Source organism: Paenisporosarcina indica, assembly GCF_001939075.1.
Classification (GTDB): Bacteria; Bacillota; Bacilli; order Bacillales_A; family Planococcaceae; genus Paenisporosarcina; species Paenisporosarcina indica.
This window is the reverse complement of record NZ_MPTA01000001.1, coordinates 177,548-201,584: the sequence shown is the minus strand read 5'-3', so window position 1 is coordinate 201,584 and position 24,037 is coordinate 177,548. Positions and strand designations below refer to the sequence as shown.

Genomic DNA, 24,037 nt, shown 5'->3' with positions numbered 1-24,037 from the left:
ATTAGATGGCTCAATCTGCCTAGGAAAAAGTAGCGTATGCAGCGTGAAGACCGGTAATGATTTTCTTCCTAGCTTCTCTTGGGAGGCGGCTATAACACGCCAAAGCGAGTATTGTAGGAAATACTTAGTCCAGGCTATAATTTCTGGTGGTCTTAAAGGCAAGTGGGTTTTTAAAGATTAAGGTGTGTAATCCACTCCAGGTGAATATTTGTTTCCTGCATTCCATAATAAATACTCTTTTATTCCAGCCTCGTTTAATGCTCGAATCTGAGCTTCGACTTCAGCAGCACCATATTTTAAATAGTTTCCTGATCCTAAATAGGAAGCTGTGAAATCTTGTAACCAAGGTCTAGAAATTGGCGGATTTTCAAGCTCAGCCATTTTAGCGTTCTCCATGAGGGCATATTCTTTTACTAGACGATATGGTTCTAAATCCGGTTTTGCAATGCCAAAGTAAGATGTCCAGTGACTTGGATAGATCATTGAAGAGATGACATCCACATTTTCAGAAATTTTCCCGAAATTTTGTCCAATTCCTGGTGCTTCAGGCAATGTTGCTGTATATCCGAAGATATCGACAGATACTTTGACATCATACGGTTTTAATTGCTCTCGTGCATAGACAACAAAATCTGTTACAGCCTGCACACGACGCTGTACAGAGTCTAATTCGGAGTTCTCATAATCTCCCATCGAGTATGTTAATTCATTTTCACGGTTCTCAAATCCTTCAGGGAATCGCACATAATCAAATTGAATCTCTTGGAATCCCATTTTTGCGGCTTCTATTGCAATGGCTACATTATGGTCCCATACTTCCTTCATGAACGGATTCACAAAAGATTCACCCCGACCATTTTTCCACACTTCCGAGCCCTCGACAAACGACAGTTCAGGCTTGGCTTTAGCAAGTTCAGAATCTTTGAAAACAACAACGCGTGCAATCGGATATACCTGTTTCTCTTCAAGAACTTTTAGCATAGCTTGTGGATCCTTTATATATGAATTTCCGATGTTTAATGGCTTTAATGGCGAGTCATCTGCTGGAACGTATGTTAGATCGCCGAAATCATCTTTGATATCAATTACCATCGCATTTAGATCGGTTGTATCCATTAAGTTCAATAAACTGTTAAATCGTTCTCCACCAGCAGAATGTCCTGTAACGTAAACACCACGAATGGCATCTGGATATGTAAAAGTAAAACCGGAATCAAATCGGAATAAAGTAGAGTTTGCAACTAGTCCTTCGTCAATCGATGTAAATCCAAATGTGCGTTCCGTAAAATTCGCTACCGTATTTCCTTCTTCAGCAAATGCTGCAGATGAAGGGACGATTAAAGCAGCGACTAACACACTGGTTCTGATCCATTTTTTCATTGCCATAATAGTAGTATCATCCTTTCTATACAAATCCATTTTAACAAGCAGTCTCATACATTAAAAGGTTAAAAAGACATAATTACAATGAAACGCGCCATTCCCTACACAAGGAATGGCGCGTTCTCACTTTAATTCAAACAGGGGCATCCCCGCTGAACCTATCTATTATTATACGCGTGCAGCCGATGTTAATTTTAATGCTTCAAATTCACGTTCAGAACAAAATACAAAATGTCCAGGCGTTACTTCACGCATTGCAATTTCTTCACCGTCTTTATAGTTATGTGATGCCGGATCATATGACTTACGTACGCGCGTACGCTCATAGTTAGGATCTGGAAGTGGAATTGCTGATAATAGTGATTGTGTATATGGGTGTAATGGATTGTTATACAATTCTTCAGCTGGTGCTAGCTCAACTAATTTACCAAAGTACATAACGCCAATACGGTCAGAAATGTATTTTACCATCGATAAATCGTGGGCGATAAACAAGTACGTTAAACCTTTTTCTTCTTGTAACTCTTTTAGTAAGTTTACAACTTGAGCTTGTATGGAAACGTCAAGTGCAGAAATTGGTTCATCAGCAATAATGAATTCAGGATCTACTGCTAGTGCACGTGCGATACCAAGACGTTGACGTTGTCCACCTGAGAATTCATGTGGGTAACGGTTTGCGTGTTCTTTATTTAGTCCAACCGTCTCTAGAAGTTCATGCACACGGTCTTTTCGCTCTTTAGCTGACTTCGTCAACCCATGAATATCTAATCCTTCAGCAATGATATCCATTACTTTCATACGCGGGTTAAGTGATGCATATGGATCTTGGAAAATCATTTGCATTTTACGATTAAATATCTTCAAATCAGATTTTGATTTTTTTCCATGTACGTTTACGCCGTCAAATTTCACTTCACCAGCTGTTGCATTGTATAGACGAATAATAGAACGACCAGTTGTTGATTTTCCACAACCAGACTCCCCTACTAAACCAAGAGTTTCCCCTTTGTAAATGTCAAAGCTAATATCATCAACAGCACGCACTTCATTTGGTTTACCTTGGTTGAAATATTGTTTTAAGTTTTTAATTTCTAGCAACTTTTCAGCCATCAGCGCGCAACTCCTTCATAATAGCGACTTCCAGGGAACTTTTTCATGCGCTCAATAATTGATAATGGTGGATCAACTTCAGGTGCATCAGGGTGTAACAACCATGTGGCTGCAAAATGAGTGTCACTCACCTTGAATACAGGTGGAGCTTGCTCTAAATCGATTGCAAGTGCATATTCACTTCGAAGTGCAAATGCATCCCCTTTAGGTGGATCTAACAAATCAGGTGGTGTACCCGGAATTGCATATAATTTCTCTTCAGCCGTATCAAGTGATGGCATAGAACTCAATAAGCCCCAAGTATAAGGATGTTGTGGATTATAGAAAATTTCATCTACAGTTCCCATTTCAACAATACGACCACCATACATAACCGCTACACGGTCTGCAACGTTAGCTACAACCCCAAGATCATGAGTAATGAAAATAATCGAAGTATCGATTTTCTTTTGTAAATCTTTCATAAGCTCCAAAATTTGAGCTTGAATCGTCACATCAAGTGCAGTTGTAGGTTCATCCGCAATTAAAATTTGTGGATTACAAGCCAATGCAATCGCAATTACAATACGCTGACGTTGTCCACCCGAGAATTGGTGTGGATATTGTTTGATACGTAATTCAGGTTTCGGCATACCAACCATACGTAATAAGTCAATTGCCACTTTTTTTGCTTGAGTCTTCCCTACTTTTTGGTGCTTCAACAAAGGTTCAGTGATTTGACGACCAATTGTCATAGTAGGATTTAAAGATGTCATTGGATCTTGGAAAATCATCGAGATATCTTTCCCACGTATTTTTTGCATTTCTTTATCTGAAAGCTTAGTTAAATCTTTTCCGTTAAATAAGATTTCACCGCTTTTAAATTCTGAACTTGATTCTGGTAAAAGACGCATAATTGCTTTTGTTGTAACTGATTTCCCAGAACCAGACTCACCAACAATCGCAAGCGTTTCCCCTTTTAGCAAATCGAAGTTAACGCCACGGATGGCTTGAACTTCGCCTGCAAAAGTATGGAAGGAAAGCTGAAGGTCTTTTACTTCTAAGATTTTTTCCATAGTCGCTTTCCTCCTTCTTAGTCTTTCATTTTCGGATCAAATGCATCACGTAATCCATCACCCAATAGGTTAAATGCAACCATCAATAAACTCAAGACAAGGGATGGGTATAACAGAATATAAGGTTGGAATTCAAGCAACCGGAATCCATCATTGATTAATGTCCCAAGTGATGCTGCTGGTGGTTGTAAGCCTAAACCGATAAAGCTTAAGAAAGCTTCAAAGAAAATGGCACCTGGAATTGTAAACATTGTATTGATAATGATTACCCCTAGAATGTTTGGAATTAAATGTTTAGCAATAATACGGTTGTTACTTGCACCTAAAGTACGAGATGCCAGCACGAATTCTTGATTTTTAAATTTGAGTATTTGCCCACGCACAATACGCGACATCCCAATCCACCCGGTTAAGGTGATTGCGATGATGATGGCCGTAATCCCTGGCTTCATTACCAAAATCATTAGAATAACGACAATCAAGTTTGGAATACCAATCAAAATTTCAACAACACGTTGCATAGCATCATCGACACGACCACCGTAGTAACCTGAGATTCCTCCGTAGATTACACCTACAACCAAATCAATAAACGCTGCAACAAACGCGATGAATAATGAGATTTGTGTACCTTCCCATAGACGTGAAAACATATCACGCCCTAAACCGTCCGTACCAAACCAATAATATTCGTCTACTTTTTTCCGTTCATATAAATCCATTTCTTTACCACCGACAACCCCAACTCCATCCATGAATCCAAGTTTTTCAATACCTTGAACTTTTGGTGGCAGGTTCGCATGAGTAATCGTTTGCTTTTCCGCATCATGCGGACTTAAGACTGGTCCTAGAAATGCCATGACAATGATTAATACTAATAACACCATACTAACAATAGCGGCTTTATTTTTACGAATCCGCAACCATGCATCTTGCCAAAAACTTAAACTTGGTTTTGAAATTTTTTCTGCCTGACTACTATCAATGGTTATTCTTTTAAAAGATTCAGTAGGTAGTTTATCTAGATTTTGAGTCATTAGCTGTTACCTCCTGACAAACGAATGCGTGGATCGATAATTCCATAAAGAATATCGACGACTAAAATAACAAAAATCAAGAATACTGAGAAGAACAATGTTGTCCCCATGATAACTGAGAAATCACTTACCATGATGGCTTTTACAAATTGTTCACCAATTCCTGGAATCGCAAAAATATTCTCAATAACTAGTGAACCAGTTAATAGACCAGCAGCTAAAGGTCCCAAAACTGTTACAAGTGGAATTAATGCATTACGGAAAGCGTGTTTAAATGCGACTTCAAAACTACTAGCACCTTTTGATTTGGCTAATGTTATGTAATCAGAACTTAACACTTCAATCATTTCAGTACGAATAAAACGAGCGGCTGTTGCAAGTGGTCCCATTGCTAAAGCAATTGATGGCATGATACTGGACTTCCATCCGTCATCCCATAAGGCAACAGGGAGTAATTCCCACTTGATCGCCAGCCAATATTGCAGGAATGTAGCGAAAACGAAAGAAGGGATCGAGATTCCGATAATAGCGATAAACGTACTACCATAATCCCATATGGTGTTCTGTTTTAATGCAGCAATCATACCTAAGATGATACCGATGGCTACACCAAGAATTAACCCTTGTGCACCTAGGATAAACGAAGGTCCTAAACGGCTAATAATTAAATCCGTTACATCAGCACCCTTAAATTGATATGAATTCCCTAAATCACCTTGTACCAAATTCAGCATGTATTTTCCGTACTGAACTGGGAGAGGTTGATCCAAACCATACTTTGCCTCTACTACCGCAAGCTGTTGAGGGTTAAGTTTCGAAGCGGAACTTATAGGGGAACCTGGTAGCGTTTTCATCAAGAAAAATGTTGCAGTCGCGATCAGGAAAAGAGTAATGAACATATAAAAAACACGTTTTACAATATACTTAGCCATCTTTGCACCTCCTAAAAGAATATATACGTTATCAATCTATTATATACAAACAAACTACATTTGTAATTATCAAAATCAAATTTAAAAAATGAATTTTTAGTTAATTGCCTCTCATTTAAAAAGAGAGTATATGGTCCAATTGGATACCATATACTCTCTCACTATGAGATTTTCTAATTCGAAAGTAATAGATTACTTACCTTCGATGTAAGCCCACTTGTAACTATAATCTCCACCGAATGAGTGAGTAACTACACCTTTTACGTATGGTTTAACAAGTGACATAGTTCCACGTTGGTAGATTGGTGCAATAGCGAAATCTTCTTCAATAAGAAGTTTTTCAGCTTCAGCCATAGCCGCCCAACGAGCATCTGCATCAAGTGCTAACTCGCCAACTGCAGAGTTAACTAGTTCATCATATTTAGGGTTAGAATATGACATTTGGTTATTTCCGCCATCTGTTAACCATAAGTTCATGAATGTGTATGGATCTTGGAAGTCAGGACCCCATCCAGCATTTTGAATATCATAGTCTTGGTTCGTATCAAGATCTAAACGAACAGCAAATGGTACTTCTTTAAGTGTGATTGTTAAACCTTCAAGGTTAGTCTCTAATTGATCTTTGAAGTACTCATCCATTTTTTTAGCAAGGTCAGAGTCTCCACCTAGAATTTCAAGAGAAAGTTCTGTTTTACCAAGTTCTTCCAAACCTTTTTTCCAAGCTGCTTGAGCTTCTTCAACATTGTGAACAGCCATATCGCCATTTACAGCACGGAAGTCTTCACCATTTTCAGTGAAAGTGAATTCAGCTGGTACTAAGTAGTTAGCAACAACAGAACCGTTATTTAGTACTACATCAACTAAATCTTGTTTATTGAAACCTTTAGCGATTGCTTCACGAATGTTTACGTTTGCAAGAGGTGTTTTCTCACCATTACGCTCTTGGTTGAATTTGAAGTAGAATACAGCTGTATCTAATTCTCGAACCAAATCAGGATCATCAGCATATTGCATTGCTAGGTCACCAGAAAGACCAGCGCGATCTTTTTTACCAGTTGTGTATAAGTTAACAATAGTTGCAGTTTCTTTAACTACGTCATAGTTAATTTCAGTAAGTTTTACAGTAGCTGCATCCCAGTACTGATCATTTTTAACCAATTTCCAAGATAATCCAGTACCATCCCAAGCTTCTAGTTTGAATGGTCCGTTAGATAAAACTGTTTCAGAATTTGTAGCATAAGCGTCACCTTGTGCAGTAACGAAAGCTTCATTTAATGGTAAGTAAGTTCCGAAAGACATTAGAGATAAGAAGTAAGGAGTTGGTTTTTCTAATGTTACTTCAAGAGTTTTTTCATCGACTGCTTTAACACCTAATTCAGTGTAATCAACAGTTCCTTCAGAAATAGCAGTTGCATTTTTAAGTACACCAGACATCATGTATGGACCGTACTCAGATGCTGTATCAGGATTCATCGCACGTTTCCAAGCGAATTCGAAATCTCCTGCTGTTACAGCAGATCCGTCAGACCATTTAGCATCACGGATTTTGAATGTGTAAACTAAACCATCTTCTGAAATTGTAGGTTCTGCTTCAGCGAGAGCAGGAACAGCTACGTTTTCTTGATTCAAGCGGTATAAACCTTCATTGGTATTGTTTAGAAGGTCAAAACCAACTGAATCTGTTACAAGTGATGAATCCATTGTTGGAATCTCAGCACCCATGACTAGATTAAGGATTTGATCTTCCTCAACTACTGGTGTTTCTGTTTTTGGTTCTGTGCCAGCATCTTTGTCTTCAGTCTTTGGTTCAGATGTTGCTGGTTTCTCATCTTCGCCACAAGCTGCTAAGAAAACGCTAAGTACTAACATAAGACTTAATAGCCAAACTAATTTGCTCTTCTTCACTTAAAACGACCTCCTTAAATATTCTGAAAAATTGGTACAAGCTTAATTATACATATTCTAAAAAATCTGTACAGTCTTTTTTTGAATAATTTTTACATTCCTGTAACAAGTATATTACAAAGACATATCAAAACCTTGATATGATAGGATTTTTAAAGAATTGCGAATTATTAATTCGTTTACCGAAATTTTGATTTTTTCCGTCAATTCTTCTACACTATGAAAAGAGTGAGGTGGATTAGATGAAAAAGAAGATGCTATATTTTGTAATTGCACAGATATTGATTGTTGCATTAATGTTACTATTTTATAAAGAACTGTCACTTACCTCTTTTATAAATATGTCATTTTTTGTTGGAGGAACTCTCGTTTTTATTGGTTTATTAGTTTACATCGTATCAAACGGATTTTTCGACATTTTTACAATGAGTATGCGAAAAGTTTTTACATTCAGACGAAGTTTAGTGGATGTTGAATCGATGCGTGCTCCATCAGAATTGTTAGATTTTCCGACGCTCCCATTTTTTCAAGTTGGTGGCAGTGTTTTAGGAGTAATGTTTATTGCATTATTTTTTTATTATTTTATTTAAATAGTGCTTGATTTTCGACTTTCTTCTATATTATAATGACAAAAAATATATACAAGAAACGCTAAGACAAAGAATAGTACTTTTGTGTGGGAAACCCAGAGAGTCTGTGGTTGGTGAAAACAGATCTTCCCTTCAATCGGAATGGACTTTCGAGCTTGATTTGCGAAACCGAAATCGGTGTAGCTTATCACGTCCCTTCACGTTACGAAGTTAAAGAGGCCAAATATTATTTGGCAATCTGGGTGGTACCACGGATTCACACATCATTCGTCCCTTTTACTAGGGAGAGTGATGTGTTTTTTTATATGAAGGAGGAAAAACAGATGAAGAAAATCTTTTCAGGCGTCCAGCCTACAGGAACGGTAACACTTGGTAATTATATTGGTGCTTTCCGTCAATTCACTACATTGCAAGATGAATATGATTGTATTTTTTGTATTGTAGATCAACATGCGATTACAGTACCTCAAGACCGATTAGAGCTACGTAAAACCATTCGTTCGTTAGCAGCCCTATATTTAGCTGTTGGTATCGACCCTAAGAAAGCGATTCTCTTTATTCAATCTGAAGTTCCTGCACATGCTCAGGCAGGATGGTTGATGCAATGTATTTCCTATATCGGTGAACTTGAACGTATGACTCAATTTAAAGATAAATCCGCTGGTAAAGATGGGGTATCTGCTTCATTGTTAACTTACCCGCCACTTATGGCAGCAGATATTATCCTTTATCAAACCGATATAGTGCCTGTAGGGGACGATCAAAAACAACACGTTGAATTAACACGTGATTTAGCAGAACGTTTTAACAAACGCTATAATGACGTTTTAACGATTCCTGAAATCAGGTTACCGGTTAATGGTGCGCGCATCAAGTCCCTTCAAGACCCACTTAAGAAAATGAGTAAGTCTGATCCAAATAAAAAAGGTACGATTTCTTTACTGGATTCTCCTAAAGAAATCGAGAAAAAAGTAAAAAGTGCCGTGACCGATTCTGATGGTGTTGTCGCATTCGATGTAGAGAACAAACCCGGTGTATCCAACTTGTTGACGATTGAAGCTGCGTTGACGGATGTGACGATTGAATCATTAGTAGCAAAATACAATGGAGTCGGTTACGGGGACTTCAAAGCATCCGTTGCGAACGCGATTATTAACCATTTGACTCCAATCCAAGAGAGATATGAAGCACTATTGGTTTCTGACGAGTTAGATGCCATTTTGGATGAAGGAGCAGCAAAAGCAAATGCAATCGCTTCAAAAACCCTTAGAAAAATGGAGAACGCGATGGGCCTGGGTAGAAAACGATAAAGGTCAACACAATAAATGACCCGACAAATAGTGCGAAATCTGGTGTTTGAATAATAAATCGCCATACCGTTTGCCACCTATAGCCAAGAGAAAAATAATTCATATATAAAAGTATTTGTAATAGGCTCATCACAATAAATATGTAACTAATTCCAAACAGTATCCATTTAGTCATACCAAGCATCCTTTTACACCACTATATGAATACAAGGGTCTCTATTAGTCCATTAACAGATATTTTCTATATTTAAAAAAGCTTCATCTCAATAGGAGATGAAGCTTTTCTTATTGTGCTATTTGATTGGAGAGTCTGCAGATACCGCTACAGTATCCCAACCGTTTTTTGAGCCACCTGCGATATCGTAGTTTAGAACACGTTTGTTAGCAGCTGTTATGCTGTAACGGAACAGAGTCGGAATGACGGGAAGTTCTTCACTCATAAGTGCTTGCCAATCTTTATAAACTTTTTGACGATATTCCGTATCAAATGCTTGTTCAGAAACACCAGCAGCTAGAAGGTCATCGTTTTTCTGATTAGTCCAGCGGGTGTAGTTGAACATTGCATTACGACCATATAAGCCTTTCATATCGATATCGGAACCAGTACCCCAAGCAGCTTGGTAAATATCGATTGCTGGATCATTTGCTTCTATGCGTTTATAAAATGAATTGTACTCATGTAAACGCCCTTCCAATAATTCAACTTTAATGCCTACATCCGCCCAGTTTTGAATATAGTGAAGAGCTATCGGTTCAGCAATGTCAGAACCTGACATGTTTGCAAATGTTAATTTGAAATCATTACCCTCTGGATCTTCTACAAAACCATCATCATTTGTATCTTTATATCCCGCTTCAGCTAGTATTTCTTTTGCTTTTTCCGGATTATATTCGATTGCTTTCGCATCGAAGTCATGATATCCAGGGAAAGAAGGCGGAATTAATGTTGAAGCTTGGAAACGTAAACCATGATATACCTTCTCCCCAACAGGTTCGTTATTTAGTGCTACAGCCATCGCTTGACGTAATTGTTTGTTTTCTAATTTGGGGTTATCCATGATGTTTTCGCCTTTTATAGCATCCCATTTCCCAAGGTTAAACCCAATGTAAGTATAGGACGAATCAATTTGACCAAGTAACTCAACGTTTTTGAGTTCTTCTACAGCTAGATATTGATCTGCGGGAACATCGGCGATATCAATGTCGCCAGTTCCCAATGCACTTACTGCAACACTTGGACTTACCACTTTTAGAACAATCGATTCTAGAGCAGGGATGCCTCTCCAGTAATCATCATTACGGACGAATTCAACTGACTCACCTGGCACCATCTTATTGACTTTAAATGGACCAAAGCCGATTGGTGTAGTACGAATTCTGTCTGATTCAACGATTTCACCAATTGTCATATCACCTAAGTAATGACGTGGCACTGGGTATGCCCAGAAACCTGTTGTTAAGGATGGGCTAGCAATTGTAAATGAAATCGTAAGTGTTTTATCGTCATTAACTTTAATACCAGAAATCGTATCCGCTTTACCCGCATGATATTCCTTCATACCTTCTACCATTGGAATTAATCCAGAGTAGCGAGAACCTTCGTAGTCTGGGTGACCAAGTAACTCATAAGCATAAAGTAAGTCATCTGCTTTTACTGGTTCGCCATCGTGCCATTTTACTTGATCTTTAATTGTTACAGTAATGCTTTTTTTATCTTCAGAAATTTCAAATGTTGCTGGACCTTCATTTGTAATTTCATAATCTGAATTAGTGTATAACAAACTTTCATCGAAGAACTGAAGTACTTGTGCGTCCGGTTTTCCTGTATAGAAAACATGGTTTAATGTCCCTTCAAATGGTGTATCAGAGATTAAACCAAAGTTTACGGTTCCCCCACCAATTGCTTCACCAGTTGAAGAAACAGCTGTGGGAAAAGTTAATTCTGCTTTCACTTTTTCTTTGTCTTTTGTACAAGCTGCTAAAAATGAACTAAGCACTAAGATCCAGCAAAGCATCCACAACAAATTCTTCTTTTTCAATGTTGTACTTCCTTTCTTAGGATAATCTTTGCCTCGCATCAGCCGCACGTTTTAACGCTTGGCCAATGAAATTTATACACAGCATGATGACTAAAATTAGTAATGATGCTGGCAACCATACCCACCAATTATGTTGGATAACATCTGGATTTGAGGCGTAAGATACTAGTGTTCCAAGAGATGGAACACTTTCAGGTAGACCAAATCCAAGATAAGTTAATCCCGTTTCAATCCCAATATTACCAGCTAAAGTTAACGTCAAGTTTACGATAATAATAGAGCTCAGATTAGGTAAAACTTCAAACACGATAATTTTCCAGTTTGGTGTACCTAACGTTTTTGAAGCATTTACATAATCTAGTTCGCTTTCAGCAAGTGTTTTCGATCGTATTAATCGTGCTTTTCCTGTCCATAAGAATATGGACAACATGGTGATGAATACGGGAACATTAAACACCGGGACGACTGTTATTAACACGATAATGATCATCAAGAACGGTAAAATGATGATGAAATCGATGATTCTCATAATCACGTTATCGATAATGCCACCGAAATAGCCAGATATCAATCCAACCGTTAAACCGATTAAACCTGAAATTAAGGTAATGACAACTCCTATCGTAATGGAGTTTTTTGCTCCGATTATTAATGTACCCAAAATATCTCGCCCACCGTAGTCAGTACCTAACCAATTGTCGGTCGATGGTTTGGCATAAATATTATACAGATCAATTCTATTTATTTTTTCTAAATCTAATAGGAAGGATCCAGTATAAACCGTCACAAGAATGGCAGTTAATAAAATTAAAGAATATAATGCCATTTTGTCATTTTTAATTTCACTCCACATCGTGTTTCCCAATGATGCGTAGGTTGTTTTGGGTTGCATGCTATCCGAAACTGGTGTGCTACTACTCAAATTAACTGTCATTTTTCTCCCTCCCAATCCAGTATCCTCAATCAACCCGAATGCGTGGGTCTACCCAACTTAAGATTAAATCAGATAACATGGTGCCAACAATGGCAGCAGACCCGGAAATTAACACAAGTATGTTAACTACACTGAAGTCTCGCGAACTAATAGATGATAGAAAGAGTTGACCTAAACCAGGATAGCTAAAGATAGACTCCAAAAAGATGGAACCTCCGATTAGTCCAGTAATCTCATAGCCTAAAAAAGCCGCAATCGGTAACAAAGAGTTACGGAAAATGTGTTGTGAATACACTTTACGCTCAGGAACTCCTTTAGATCGTGCAGTCTTTACAAAATCCTTGATTTTCGTATCAATAATTTCATTTCGTAAGTATTGGATAGTCCCAAATGTGGCCAGTAACGACCCTGCCATCGTAGGCAAAACAAGATGTTCCGTTTTACTTAACACATAATCCATTGTTCCTTTGTCGGCTTGTATATCAACGGATCCACCTATCGGGAACCACTGAAGTGTAAAACCGAAAATAAATAGAATTATTAAGGCAAATACGAATAACGGGGTAGCAAATGCGAGGTAGTTGTACCAAACAATTAGCTTGTCTACCCATGAATCGGTCCATCTTCCTGCAATAATCCCAAGCGGAATGGCAATTAAATAACTCACTAATAATATACTTGCTGATAATAAGAGTGTGTTGCCCAATCGATCACCAATTAAGTTCGTTACTTTCTGTTGATAAATAGCTGACTTCCCAAAATCTCCTTGAATCACATTTCCAATCCAGCGAGCATATTGCTCATGCCATGGGTCATTCAGTCCCGCTTTTTCACGTAGCTCTATAAGTCTTTCCGCATCAATTTGTGGTCCAATTTGTCCTGTTAATGCATCGCCGGGCATTGATTTAGCTAATAGGAAGATTAGAACACTGAGTATAAATAGTTGAGGAATCATAATCAGTGTTCGACGTAAAAGAAATTTCAACATTGGTATGTCCCCCTTATTGCATCGCAACGGAATGCGTGTCTGATATTTTCTTTAAAGAAAAGACACGGCCATCTTTATCGAAAAATTGATGTTTTGTTTGACGATACTCTTCTGCAATTTGATTACGAATATGTGTTTTTTCTTTGCGGTTTGCCGTTTCCAATTCAGGAATGGCAGCAATTAAGCGTTTTGTGTAAATGTGTTGAGGCTCATTGTAAATATCCTCACTTGTACCTTCTTCTACAAATCGACCTCGATACATAATGCCCATTCGGTCACACATATGGCGAATGATCCCTAAATCATGACTAATGAATAAATACGTTAAGTTAAACTCTTTTTGAATATCTTGCATAAAGTTTAAAACTTGAGCCTGTACCGAGACATCAAGTGCAGATACGGGTTCATCTGCAATAATCAACTTTGGATTTAGCATAAGTGCACGTGCTATACCGATTCGTTGACGTTGCCCACCTGAAAATTCATGTGGATACTTATAAATAATTTCAGGATTCAAGCCAACTCTTTCAATGACAAACTGTACACGTTTACGTTCTTCCTCTGATGACAATCGTTCGAAATTCCGAATTGGTTCTGCCACAATATCAAGCACCCGTTTACGAGCATTCAATGAAGAGTATGGATCTTGGAAAATCATTTGGATGTCTTTCGTATATTGTCGGCGCTGTCCCCTAGACAACTGAGTCAAGTCTGTTCCGTTAAAATTGATTTCTCCTGATGTTGCTTTATTCAGACCGATAATCGCACGACCGATTGTCGTCTTACCGCACCCAGACTCCCCCACTAACCCGTAAGTTTCTCCTGGTCGAAGTTCAAAGCTTACTCCATCAACGGCACGTACATGGTCTATCACAGTGTGGAAAAATCCTCCAAGGATTGGATAATGAACTTTTAAATCGTTCACTTTAAGTAAGGACATCGTGTTTTTCTCCTGTTTTACCTTTTGGGAAGTAGAAATTACGATAGCAAGAGCAACGTACCCAATGGTCAGGTTCTACTTCTTCTAATAGAGGATTTTCTTGATGCTCACTTCCACCAATCCATTTAATTCGAGGAGCAAATCGACATCCATTTCTTTTTAAATTTTGAATGGTTGGAACAACCCCTTCAATTACATGTAATCGACTTTTATTTGACATTTTGCTTGGGATTGAATTGAGTAAAGAACGAGTATATGGATGTAACGGTTTCTTTAATATCGTGTCTACATCGGCTATTTCGACAATTTGCCCAGCGTACATAACGGCAACACGGTCGGCCATTTCAGCAACGACTCCTAGATCATGAGTGATCAAAATGATGCCAGCCATAGTATCTTCTTGTAGAGTTTTCATCAAATCGAGGATCTGTGCTTGTATGGTTACATCAAGTGCTGTTGTGGGCTCATCTGCAATTAGTACTTTTGGATTGCATGCTAGTGCAATTGCAATAACCACGCGTTGTCTCATACCACCCGACAATTCATGCGGGTATTGTGCATACACTCGTTTCACGTATGGGATACCCACTTTTCCGAGAAGTTCTAAAGCCCTTTTTTTGCGCTGACTCGCTGAAAAGTTCGTATGATATTTCATGGATTCTTCAATTTGCTTTCCAATACGGACTAATGGGTTTAGTGCCGTCAAAGGATCTTGAAAAATCATAGCTATCTCATTTCCACGAACTTTATTTAAACTTGCATCGTTTAATCGCAATATATTTTGATCTTGATAATTTATCTCGCCGTCTATTTTAGTTCTACCTTTTGGATGCAGACCCATGATTGAAAGCGCCAATGCACTCTTGCCACAACCAGACTCCCCTACAATGGCAAGTACTTCATCTTCGTTAATAGTGAGTGTTACATCATCTACAGCTGGATAATGATAATCTTTAATTTTGAACGATACTGAAAGATTGCGAATCTTTAACACAGGATTACCCAAACTAACGCCTCCCACTTATATTTCGAGAATAAAATACTTAATTTTTTCAGTCTATAGAAAGTCTATTTTGAAAATTTATTAGAAGCACATGATAATCATTATATTAATGTTAAGGTTTTATTATTAATACAAACTTTGGTTTATATTTTGGGGGTTAAAATAATAGAGAAAAATATTCTACCTCAACTGAAAATCCACAAAAAAACCACTAAACAATTAAATGTTTAGCGGTTTTTGGTCATTAAGCGTTAACTTTTTTTAATATTATTGAAGCATTATGCCCGCCGAAGCCAAGGGAGTTACTCATGGCATAGGCAATCTCTTTTTTACGTGATGCATTCGCTACGTAGTCTAAATCACAGATAGGATCTGGATTTTCTAAATTCATTGTTGGCGGTAAGACATTTTCTTGAATGGCAAGTGCTGTGAAAATTGCTTCTATTCCACCAGCTGCTCCAAGTAAATGTCCAGTCATCGACTTTGTTGAACTCATTGCCAGCTTATAAGCGTGTTCTCCAAATACCGATTTAACTGCCAAAGTTTCGAACTGGTCATTGTAAGGGGTGCTTGTTCCATGTGCATTGATATAGTCAATAGCAGATGGTTCGATTCCTGCATCGGAAAGTGCTTGTTCCATCGCTCTTGCTGCACCTTCTCCTTCAGGAGCTGGAGCAGTAATATGATGCGCATCTCCAGTAGAACCATAACCGACGATCTCAGCATATATTTTTGCACCACGTGCTTTAGCGTGTTCATACTCTTCCAAAATAACAATTCCTGAACCTTCACCAATAACAAACCCATCACGATTAGCATCAAATGGACGTGAAGCAGTTTTCGGGTCTTGATTAAGTGTTAGTGCTGTGTTCGAGCAGAAACCTGCAACCGACATATTTGTAATCGGTGCTTCAGCACCCCCTGTAATCATGACATCCGCATCTCCACGTTCAACTACTTTAAATGCATCACCAATCGAGTTTGTACCTGAAGCACAAGCTGTTACTGTACATGAGTTCATCGCTTTTGCACCAAAATGGATTGACACTTGTCCAGCTGCCATATCTGGAATCATCATCGGAATAAAGAATGGACTTACTCGACGATACCCGCGGTCAAGAAATGTTCTAAATTGAGCTTCGTATGTCTCCATGCCACCAATACCAGAACCAATCCATACACCTGTACGAAGACCAAGTTCAGGTGTTATATCTAAATTTGCATCTTTTACTGCCATGATCGAAGAAGCTAAAGCAAAATGTGTAAAGCGATCCATTTTACGTGCATCTTTACGTTCAATATAAGTTTCAATATCGAAGTCTTTTACTTCAGCAGCGATTTTTGCTGGGAAATCGTCAGGATTAACACGTGTCATTGGTCCAATTCCCGATTTCCCTTCCAGAATACCAGCCCATGTTGTTTCAATATCATTGCCAAGCGGGGTTACCGCTCCTATCCCTGTTATTACAACACGACGTTTTGTCATGATTTTATTCTCCCCTCATGTATAAACTAAATTTCAAGTAGCAAGTGACTGTGATTCAACCTCAATCATCTCGAATGGTCGGAACTTATTATCCAATTATTCAACTGGACAAGTTCAAAATCCCTTTATTTGCCCCATTTCATGCAGATTGCTCCCCAGGTTAAGCCGCCACCAAAGCCGACCAATACAATCACATCATCGTCTTTTATTTTGCCATTTAATACTTCTTCTTTAAGTGAAATTGGAATGGAAGCTGAAGAAGTGTTACCAAATTGATTGATCGTTTTGGACATTTTTTCCTCAGGCAAACCAAGACGTTGTCTAGATGACTCCATAATCCGAATATTAGCTTGATGCGGAACTAAGAAATTTACATCTTCTTTTGAAAGTCCAGCTTTTGTAATAACATGTTCTGCAGATTCTCCCATTTGTCTAACTGCAAATTTGAATACTTCACGACCATTCATCTCAAGGTATGGACCATTTTGGTATAAATGCTTACCTCCAGTACCATCAGCACCAAGTTCAAAGGACAATATGCCACGACCTTCAGAAACTTTACCAATGACAACTGCACCCGCTCCATCTCCAAATAATACTGCCGTATTGCGGTCTTCGAAGTTCGTAATTTTTGATAGTTTTTCAACTCCGACTACTAAAACATAAGGATAAGTGTCAGATTCAACAAATTGCTTAGCTGTAATAACCCCGTACATAAATCCTGCACAAGCCGCTGAAACATCCATAGCTGCAGCATTGGTTGCTCCAAGTTTTGCCTGGATCATCGTGGATACACTTGGAAATGGCGTATCTGGTGTAACTGTTGCCACTAGAATTAATCCGATTTGACTTGCATCTATTCCTGCATCATTGATTGCTTCTTTAGCGGCTTCAAAAGCCATATCTGACGAATCGACATCATCGCTCGCATATCTTCTCTCTTCTATACCTGTTCGTGTACGAATCCATTCATCCGATGTATCCATAAGTTTTTCCAAATCAAAGTTTGTCACAATTTTTTCTGGTGTGTGTCTTCCTAAACCAATAATTCCAGCATTCATGAGCCAACCTCATTCCCATTGTTATCTTATATTAGTACCTGGTAACAATCATAACGAATTATGTTGGATTTATCAACACATCGACAAGAATTAGTCAAACTTCTCTTGAGAAGTTGAAAAGAAACTTTATCACACTGGACCGTATATGGTATGATGTTCTTAGTAAATAGTCTGTTTAGAGGTGAATTCACATGAAATTTGTTTTTACATTTATTTGGTCATTCTTTCTTATATCAATGTTAAATTACGTTGTTAGTTCGATTAATGCCGTACCATTTAACTTCCTATTAGGTGCCATTATTTCGGTTGTTGTGACGATTCTTGTTTTCGTTATTTCTGCAATTATCCCTAATGACCCAGTAGTTCACGAAAGCCATTAATAAAATCGCACAAAATCCATGCGATTAGTGCTGGATAATAAGAAACGGTTTCAGCGAAGGATAGTCCTTCTCAGAAACCGTTTTTTTATTTTGATGTTACTACCAGTTCTCCGTTCGTTAGCGTAACCTCGACAATGCTACCTGCCTTAATCTCCCCACCAAGTAAAGCCTTCGCAACAGCGGTTTCAACATGTCGTTGAATAAAGCGGCGCAAAGGTCTTGCTCCAAATGCAGCATCTGTCCCTTCATTGACAACCCAATCTATTAATTCCTTTGAAAAAGATATGTTGATTTCTTGTTCCACTAATCGTTTAGCCAATTGAGCTAAATACTTCTCTGTAATCGTAGTAAAATGCGATCCTTTAAGCGAGTGGAATAAGACAATCTCATCCATCCGATTTAATAATTCAGGTTTGAAATGTGCACGAAGTGATGACATGACTAAATCTTCCGCTTGTTCACTGTCATCGAGTAAATACTGAGAACCAATATTTGAAGTTAAGATGACAACTGAATTCGTGAAGGATACAACACGGCCTTGACTATCTGTAATTCGTCCATCGTCTAATAATTGGAGTAAGATATTCGCCACATCTGGATGTGCTTTTTCAATTTCATCGAGTAACACAACTGAATACGGATTACGCCTTACAGCCTCCGTCAACTGTCCACCTTCTTCATAACCAATATAACCAGGAGGTGCTCCGACCAATCGTGAGACACTATGCTTTTCCATGTACTCAGACATGTCAATGCGAATGAAATGATCTTCCGAATCAAATAAATTGGCTGCTAATGCTTTAGCCAGTTCTGTTTTCCCTACTCCTGTTGGACCTAGGAACAAAAAGGAACCAATGGGCTTTGACGAATCTTTAATACCAGCACGGGCACGCCAAACAGCTTCGGTTACAAATTGGACGGCTTGTTCTTGACCTACCACGCGTTCTTGTAACGTCTCTTTTAGACGAAGGAGTTTATCGCGTTCTCCTTCAAGCAGTTTAGTAACGGGAATGCCAGTCCATCTCGCTACAATAGAAGCAATTTCTTCGGATGTTACTTCTTCACGTAACAACCGATTGTCACCGCTAGTTTCTAATGACATTTCTAGTTTGGCAATTTCTTTTTCAAGTGTCGGCATCTTGCCATGACGGAGTTCCGCCGCTTTATTTAAGTCGTAGCGGTTTTCAGCATCCTCTAAATCATGACGATATTCATCGAGTAACTCTCTCTTTTTTTGGATATATTGTAGCGATTCTTTCTCATTCGTCCATTGATTACGCATGGATTCACTGGAAGATTTAAATGATTCCAGTTCATCTCGCAGATTGGCTAAACGCAGTTGGCTTGCTTGATCCTTCTCTTTCATTAATGCTTGCTCTTCAATTTCAAGTCGCATGATTTTCCGTGTCACTTCATCAAGTTCTTGTGGCATCGAATCAATTTCAGTTCGAATCATCGCACACGCTTCGTCCACTAAATCAATCGCTTTATCTGGTAAGAATCGTTCGGTTAAATAACGATCGGCTAACTGTGAAGCTGCAACAATCGCACGATCATGAATGCGTACCGCATGATGCAATTCAAAGCGTTCTTTTAATCCTCGTAATATGGACACCGTGTCTTCAACTGACGGCTCGCGAACTAACACTTGTTGGAATCGACGTTCAAGTGCTGCATCCTTTTCAATGTACATACGGTACTCGTCAAGTGTTGTTGCTCCAATACAATGAAGTTCTCCGCGTGCTAACATCGGCTTAAGCATATTGCCGGCATCCATCGCCCCTTCTGATTTTCCAGCACCAACAATGGTGTGGATTTCATCGATGAATAGGATAATGCGTCCTTCACTGTCTTTCACTTCTTTTAATACTGCTTTCAAACGCTCTTCAAATTCTCCACGATATTTTGCTCCTGCGATTAATGAACTCATATCAAGCTCAAAAATATCGCGCTCTTTTAATCCTTCCGGAACATCTTTACGGACAATTCGTTGTGCTAATCCTTCCACAATTGCCGTTTTTCCTACTCCCGGTTCTCCAATAAGAACCGGGTTGTTTTTGGTCTTTCTAGAAAGAATTCGAATGACATGGCGGATTTCCTGATCGCGACCAATGACAGGATCCATCTTTCCATTTCTAGCTTGCTCTACTAAATTGCGACCATATAACTCAAGTGGACTTTTTTGTTCTTGCTGTTGCATCTATATCTCACCTCATAGTTTGACCTTTTTTGACTAATTACTTTTATTATAGAATGCCTATTGGAAATTTGTAAAGAAATGTGATTGGAGCATTCTAGTAAAATGTCTGTGTCACGAATCGCTTCCGCTAGATTTAATCGGCATCGATTGCGTTATAAACAATATGAAACACTTCTTTTTCACAAAGAAACCAGGTTAAACTCAACTGTTGTTTATCGTACATTTTGCACTGCCGCACGTTCCGCATGAGCTAACAAGTATGAAGACCTCATACTTGTGCTTCTCATTCTCCACGCTCATGAGGCTTGCTCCTGCGCAATCTCGTCGCAGAAAAGCTGGGCTATGTTAAAATGCACTCTTTCGTGTTATATACAATTTCTCAAGCCTGCTTTAAATTAGCCAACACAAAAGCTGCACCTTCTTATTAGGAAAAGCATTTTTTACTTTTTCTCATATCCAGCGTAGGTGCTTTTCAAGTGGTAGACAGAGCGAGAAGGCTGGCAGTGAATTTCTGCCTGGCTTCTTGCAAGAGGCATTCACAAAGCGCCGAAGCGGGATTATAGGAGATACTTAGTACAATCTAAAATGGTGAACTTTGCCTCTATATTGAGTAGCAAAAGCTTTTGAATACTGGAATTGGATTGGCCCTAATTTAATAATTTATATTTCACAAAAAAATGCTCCACTGACTGTTCATCTTCAACAGTTAGTGGAGCATCATTCTTTTTATCGAACACCGAGTGCCATTTTGGCATAACGGGACATATTATCTTTTGACCAAGTTGGAGTCCATACAATTTTGACATCTACTTCTTTTACTTCTGGTAGCTCATACAAAGCTGTTTTCACTTGGTCAACAATCATGGGTCCCATAGGACAGCCCATTGATGTTAATGTCATTGTTACTACTCCAAAGCCATCTTCCGTTAAATCCACATCGTAGACAAGCCCTAGGTTCACAATATCAATTCCAAGCTCTGGGTCGATTACAGTTTCTAATGCACCCATCATGCTATCGCGCATATCTTGATCCATGTTCATACCCCTTTCTACTTCTTATGTTCATCATAACAAATGTAGCTTACTGAGACAAATGGTGTGCAATGAAATCGGTTGCAGTAAGCATCCCATGTCTTGAAACCGCATGACCGGCTTTTTTATCAGTCATAAACTGTAGACGCTCTGGATCATGTGCATACATTTTTTTCATTTCATTAAAGAATGTAAATGTCGGTTCATATGGAACAGTACTGTCCTGAACACCATGCCAAAAGAATACCGGTCGTCCATTTAATGCTTCAGGGTTTAATGTAATGTCAAAATTACTTAACGTTTCTAGCATTTGTTTACGTTCAATATCGGTAATTGGTAGCTTGAATCCACCAGCCTCAAATTGAGCCATCTGCGCTTCTGCTAAATATACATAGCTTGGAGAACCCATCATGACTGCTGCCGAATCGATCCAAGGGTACACATTTAAACAACCTAAGGTCTCGATTCCACCCATTGAGGTACCTGCAAGCCCGATCTTTGTATCATCTTCTATTAAATGCCTATGTTTTAACTCGTTATGTAAAAAATTCACTTCTTCAATCGTTGTCAAGATAGTCTCCCAAAAGCGTAAGGACAATTGGACCTCATCTAATGATTCATCTCGCTCGCCGTGCAAATGGGCATCCGGTAACAAAACACGCATCCCTTTTTCCGCTAATTGATAGGCGTAGTGTAGGTTATGTTCTTTCGCACTTGTGAAACCATGAAGAAATATCACGATAGGAACTTGTTCATTTCTAACCTTTTCTTTATATACATGCAACAGCGGGATATGTCCCCATTGTTCATTTTCTACTATCATGTTCTCCACATCCTTCACTTCGATTCATTATTATCGTAGCAAAATAGTTGAAAAAGTTCAAAAATAAGATTGATTTTTTTGACGAAAGGTTATAAGTGGCGATACACTTTATTTTAGAGAGAAAGGGGCTAAATGCAATGCAACCACATTTAATTGTTTTAGACTTGGATGGAACCTTATTAACTGATGAAAAAATCATTTCAGAAAAGACTTTACATACGTTGTTTAAGGCAAAAGAACAAGGTCATGAAATTATGATTGCAACCGGCAGACCATACAGAGCTAGTGAAGTTTACTATCATCAACTAAAAATGCAAACACCGATCGTCAATTTTAATGGGGCATTTGTTCATCATCCGAATGACCACACGTTTAAGCCAATTCATGAACCCATTAAACTAAATGTGGTGAATGAAGTCATTGATGCCGTTCATGACTATAAATTCTATAATATTATTGCTGAAGTTTTGGATGATGTCTATCTTCATCATCATGATGAAAAACTGCTGGATATCTTTAGTTTCGGTAAACCTCAAGTGACCACTGGCGACATTCGCCAATATTTAAAAACAGATCCTACAAGTTTACTCATTCATGCAGAAGAACAGGAAGTTGCTGGAATCAGACAACATTTGCACGATGTCCATGCTGAAGTAATTGATCACCGACGATGGGGTGCGCCATGGCATGTAATCGAAATCGTACGCAGTGGACTTAATAAAGCGGTTGGATTAACGCACGTTTCAAAACATCTAAATATTCCACAAGAACGCATTATTGCTTTTGGCGATGAAGATAATGATTTGGAAATGATTGAATACGCAGGAACAGGTGTTGCGATGGGCAATGCCATTTCACCACTTAAAAGTATTGCCAATGAAGTAACTGGGTCTAATAATGAAGATGGTATTGCAGAATTCTTGCTTGAAAGATTAAAATTATGAAAAAGAGACATTAGGGGGATTCAAATGAGAATATTTGCTGACAGTGCCTGTGATTTACCGAAATCCTTTTTTGATACAAATTCAGTAACACTGATTCCATTGCGTGTCCAAATTGAGGATACAGAATATCTGGACGTTTTGACCATTGATTCTACTCGTGTTTATGCAGAAATTCGCAAAGGGAAACAACCGAAAACATCGCAAGCTTCACCCGAACAATTTATCACATTGTTTGAAGAGCTTGCCAAGTCTGGTGAAGAAGGATTATATATCTCTTTCTCATCTGAACTTTCTGGAACTCATAACACCGCTGTGATGATTCGCGATCAAGTAAAAGAAGATTATCCAGAATTAAAGTTAACAATTATTGATTCAAAGTGTGCCTCTCTTGGGTATGGCTTACTTGTAAAAGAAGCTGTACATTTGAAAAAGTCTGGCGAAACGTTAGATCGAATCGTTGAAAACATTCGTTTTAACGCACGACATATGGAGCATTTATTCACAGTCGAAGATTTAGACTACATGGCTCGAGGTGGACGTGTTTCCAAGACAAGTGCAGTGATCGGTGGATTATTAAATATTAAGCCTCTCCTCCATGTAGAAGACGGAAAACTCATACCTATTGAAAAGTTAAGAGGTCGAAAAAAAGTTTTGAAACGCATGCTTGAATTAATAGAAGAGCGCGGAGAGCGTTTTCAAGAGCAAACCATCGCGATTTGTCATGGCGACGATGAGGCGTTTGCACTAGAAATGCAAGAAATGATTCAAAATGCGTTCAGTCCAAAACAAATTGACATTCAAATGATTGGATCTGTAATTGGTGCTCATGTGGGACCTGGTACTTTAGGCGTGTTCTTTTTAAATCAATTACAGCCATAAGAAATG

20 protein-coding genes, 1 pseudogene and 1 other annotated feature are annotated in these 24,037 nt (G+C 38.5%); of the genes and pseudogenes, 5 read left to right on the top strand and 16 right to left on the bottom strand.

Annotated features, from left to right (window positions below; genetic code table 11):
* Positions 1 to 177: 177 nt before the first annotated feature.
* From GY23_RS00855 to GY23_RS00830, 6 genes are all read right to left on the bottom strand, one after another.
* A complete protein-coding gene (locus GY23_RS00855; RefSeq protein ID WP_075617314.1) occupies positions 178 to 1,386 on the bottom strand; it encodes a putative glycoside hydrolase in 1,209 nt (402 codons plus the stop codon).
* Positions 1,387 to 1,551: 165 nt separating this feature from the next.
* Complete coding sequence (locus tag GY23_RS00850) at positions 1,552 to 2,493, bottom strand: ABC transporter ATP-binding protein (protein WP_075617313.1); 942 nt, start codon at positions 2,491 to 2,493, stop codon at positions 1,552 to 1,554.
* The gene (locus GY23_RS00845; RefSeq protein ID WP_075617312.1) at positions 2,493 to 3,548 is read right to left on the bottom strand and encodes an ABC transporter ATP-binding protein; all 1,056 of its coding nucleotides are present in this window, start codon (positions 3,546 to 3,548) and stop codon (positions 2,493 to 2,495) included. The genes GY23_RS00850 and GY23_RS00845 overlap by 1 nt, the downstream gene beginning before the upstream one ends.
* Before the next feature lie 17 nt (positions 3,549 to 3,565).
* Positions 3,566 to 4,585, bottom strand: coding sequence for an oligopeptide ABC transporter permease (gene opp3C, locus GY23_RS00840; protein WP_075617311.1), 1,020 nt, complete (start codon positions 4,583 to 4,585; stop codon positions 3,566 to 3,568).
* Positions 4,585 to 5,517, bottom strand: coding sequence for an oligopeptide ABC transporter permease (gene opp3b / locus GY23_RS00835; RefSeq protein ID WP_075617310.1), 933 nt, complete (start codon positions 5,515 to 5,517; stop codon positions 4,585 to 4,587). Before opp3b ends, opp3C begins: the two co-directional genes overlap by 1 nt.
* Before the next feature lie 192 nt (positions 5,518 to 5,709).
* A complete protein-coding gene (locus GY23_RS00830) occupies positions 5,710 to 7,422 on the bottom strand; it encodes a peptide ABC transporter substrate-binding protein (protein WP_075617309.1) in 1,713 nt (570 codons plus the stop codon).
* 242 nt (positions 7,423 to 7,664) lie between these two features.
* Here GY23_RS00830 and GY23_RS00825 point away from each other — a divergent pair, with 242 nt between their 5' ends.
* Positions 7,665 to 8,012, top strand: a complete 348-nt coding sequence (locus GY23_RS00825) for a DUF3899 domain-containing protein (protein ID WP_075617308.1) — start codon at positions 7,665 to 7,667, stop codon at positions 8,010 to 8,012.
* Between the two features lie 54 nt (positions 8,013 to 8,066).
* Positions 8,067 to 8,290: a binding site (T-box leader), on the top strand.
* Between the two features lie 45 nt (positions 8,291 to 8,335).
* Positions 8,336 to 9,322 (top strand): tryptophan--tRNA ligase, encoded by a 987-nt coding sequence (gene trpS / locus GY23_RS00820; protein WP_075617307.1) that lies wholly within the window; start codon positions 8,336 to 8,338, stop codon positions 9,320 to 9,322.
* Positions 9,323 to 9,615: 293 nt separating this feature from the next.
* Here the strand turns inward: trpS and opp4A are convergent, their stop codons facing one another.
* From opp4A to GY23_RS00780, 7 genes and pseudogenes are all read right to left on the bottom strand, one after another.
* Positions 9,616 to 11,361, bottom strand: coding sequence for an oligopeptide ABC transporter substrate-binding protein (gene opp4A, locus GY23_RS00810; protein ID WP_075617306.1), 1,746 nt, complete (start codon positions 11,359 to 11,361; stop codon positions 9,616 to 9,618).
* Between the two features lie 16 nt (positions 11,362 to 11,377).
* Positions 11,378 to 12,214, bottom strand: a pseudogene (locus tag GY23_RS00805) (ABC transporter permease); the annotation flags it as partial.
* 106 nt (positions 12,215 to 12,320) lie between these two features.
* Positions 12,321 to 13,283, bottom strand: a complete 963-nt coding sequence (gene opp4B / locus GY23_RS00800) for an oligopeptide ABC transporter permease (RefSeq protein ID WP_075617304.1) — start codon at positions 13,281 to 13,283, stop codon at positions 12,321 to 12,323.
* A 13-nt stretch (positions 13,284 to 13,296) separates the two neighbouring features.
* Complete coding sequence (locus GY23_RS00795) at positions 13,297 to 14,223, bottom strand: ABC transporter ATP-binding protein (RefSeq protein WP_075617303.1); 927 nt, start codon at positions 14,221 to 14,223, stop codon at positions 13,297 to 13,299.
* Positions 14,210 to 15,229 (bottom strand): ABC transporter ATP-binding protein, encoded by a 1,020-nt coding sequence (locus GY23_RS00790; RefSeq protein ID WP_075617302.1) that lies wholly within the window; start codon positions 15,227 to 15,229, stop codon positions 14,210 to 14,212. The genes GY23_RS00795 and GY23_RS00790 overlap by 14 nt, the downstream gene beginning before the upstream one ends.
* 241 nt (positions 15,230 to 15,470) lie before the next feature.
* The gene (fabF, locus tag GY23_RS00785) at positions 15,471 to 16,712 is read right to left on the bottom strand and encodes a beta-ketoacyl-ACP synthase II (RefSeq protein WP_075617301.1); all 1,242 of its coding nucleotides are present in this window, start codon (positions 16,710 to 16,712) and stop codon (positions 15,471 to 15,473) included.
* A 125-nt stretch (positions 16,713 to 16,837) separates the two neighbouring features.
* Entirely contained in the window at positions 16,838 to 17,773 is a 936-nt protein-coding gene (locus tag GY23_RS00780; RefSeq protein ID WP_075617300.1) for a beta-ketoacyl-ACP synthase III, read from the bottom strand.
* Positions 17,774 to 17,964: 191 nt separating this feature from the next.
* On the opposite strand from GY23_RS00780, the gene GY23_RS00775 reads away from it, so the two are divergent.
* Positions 17,965 to 18,153: a YjzD family protein gene (locus GY23_RS00775; RefSeq protein ID WP_075617299.1), complete on the top strand. Its 189-nt coding sequence runs from the start codon at positions 17,965 to 17,967 to the stop codon at positions 18,151 to 18,153.
* An 85-nt stretch (positions 18,154 to 18,238) separates the two neighbouring features.
* Here the strand turns inward: GY23_RS00775 and GY23_RS00770 are convergent, their stop codons facing one another.
* From GY23_RS00770 to GY23_RS00760, 3 genes are all read right to left on the bottom strand, one after another.
* The gene (locus GY23_RS00770) at positions 18,239 to 20,353 is read right to left on the bottom strand and encodes an ATP-dependent Clp protease ATP-binding subunit (RefSeq protein ID WP_075617298.1); all 2,115 of its coding nucleotides are present in this window, start codon (positions 20,351 to 20,353) and stop codon (positions 18,239 to 18,241) included.
* A gap of 726 nt (positions 20,354 to 21,079) precedes the next feature.
* Positions 21,080 to 21,388 carry a metal-sulfur cluster assembly factor gene (locus GY23_RS00765; protein ID WP_075617297.1) on the bottom strand — a complete coding sequence of 103 codons (309 nt, stop codon included), beginning with the start codon at positions 21,386 to 21,388 and terminating at the stop codon, positions 21,080 to 21,082.
* A 46-nt stretch (positions 21,389 to 21,434) separates the two neighbouring features.
* Positions 21,435 to 22,208: a prolyl oligopeptidase family serine peptidase gene (locus tag GY23_RS00760; protein ID WP_075617296.1), complete on the bottom strand. Its 774-nt coding sequence runs from the start codon at positions 22,206 to 22,208 to the stop codon at positions 21,435 to 21,437.
* A 137-nt stretch (positions 22,209 to 22,345) separates the two neighbouring features.
* Here GY23_RS00760 and GY23_RS00755 point away from each other — a divergent pair, with 137 nt between their 5' ends.
* Positions 22,346 to 23,152 (top strand): Cof-type HAD-IIB family hydrolase, encoded by an 807-nt coding sequence (locus tag GY23_RS00755; RefSeq protein ID WP_075617295.1) that lies wholly within the window; start codon positions 22,346 to 22,348, stop codon positions 23,150 to 23,152.
* 24 nt (positions 23,153 to 23,176) lie between these two features.
* The gene (locus tag GY23_RS00750; protein ID WP_075617294.1) at positions 23,177 to 24,031 is read left to right on the top strand and encodes a DegV family protein; all 855 of its coding nucleotides are present in this window, start codon (positions 23,177 to 23,179) and stop codon (positions 24,029 to 24,031) included.
* The last annotated feature ends 6 nt before the right edge of the window (positions 24,032 to 24,037 follow it).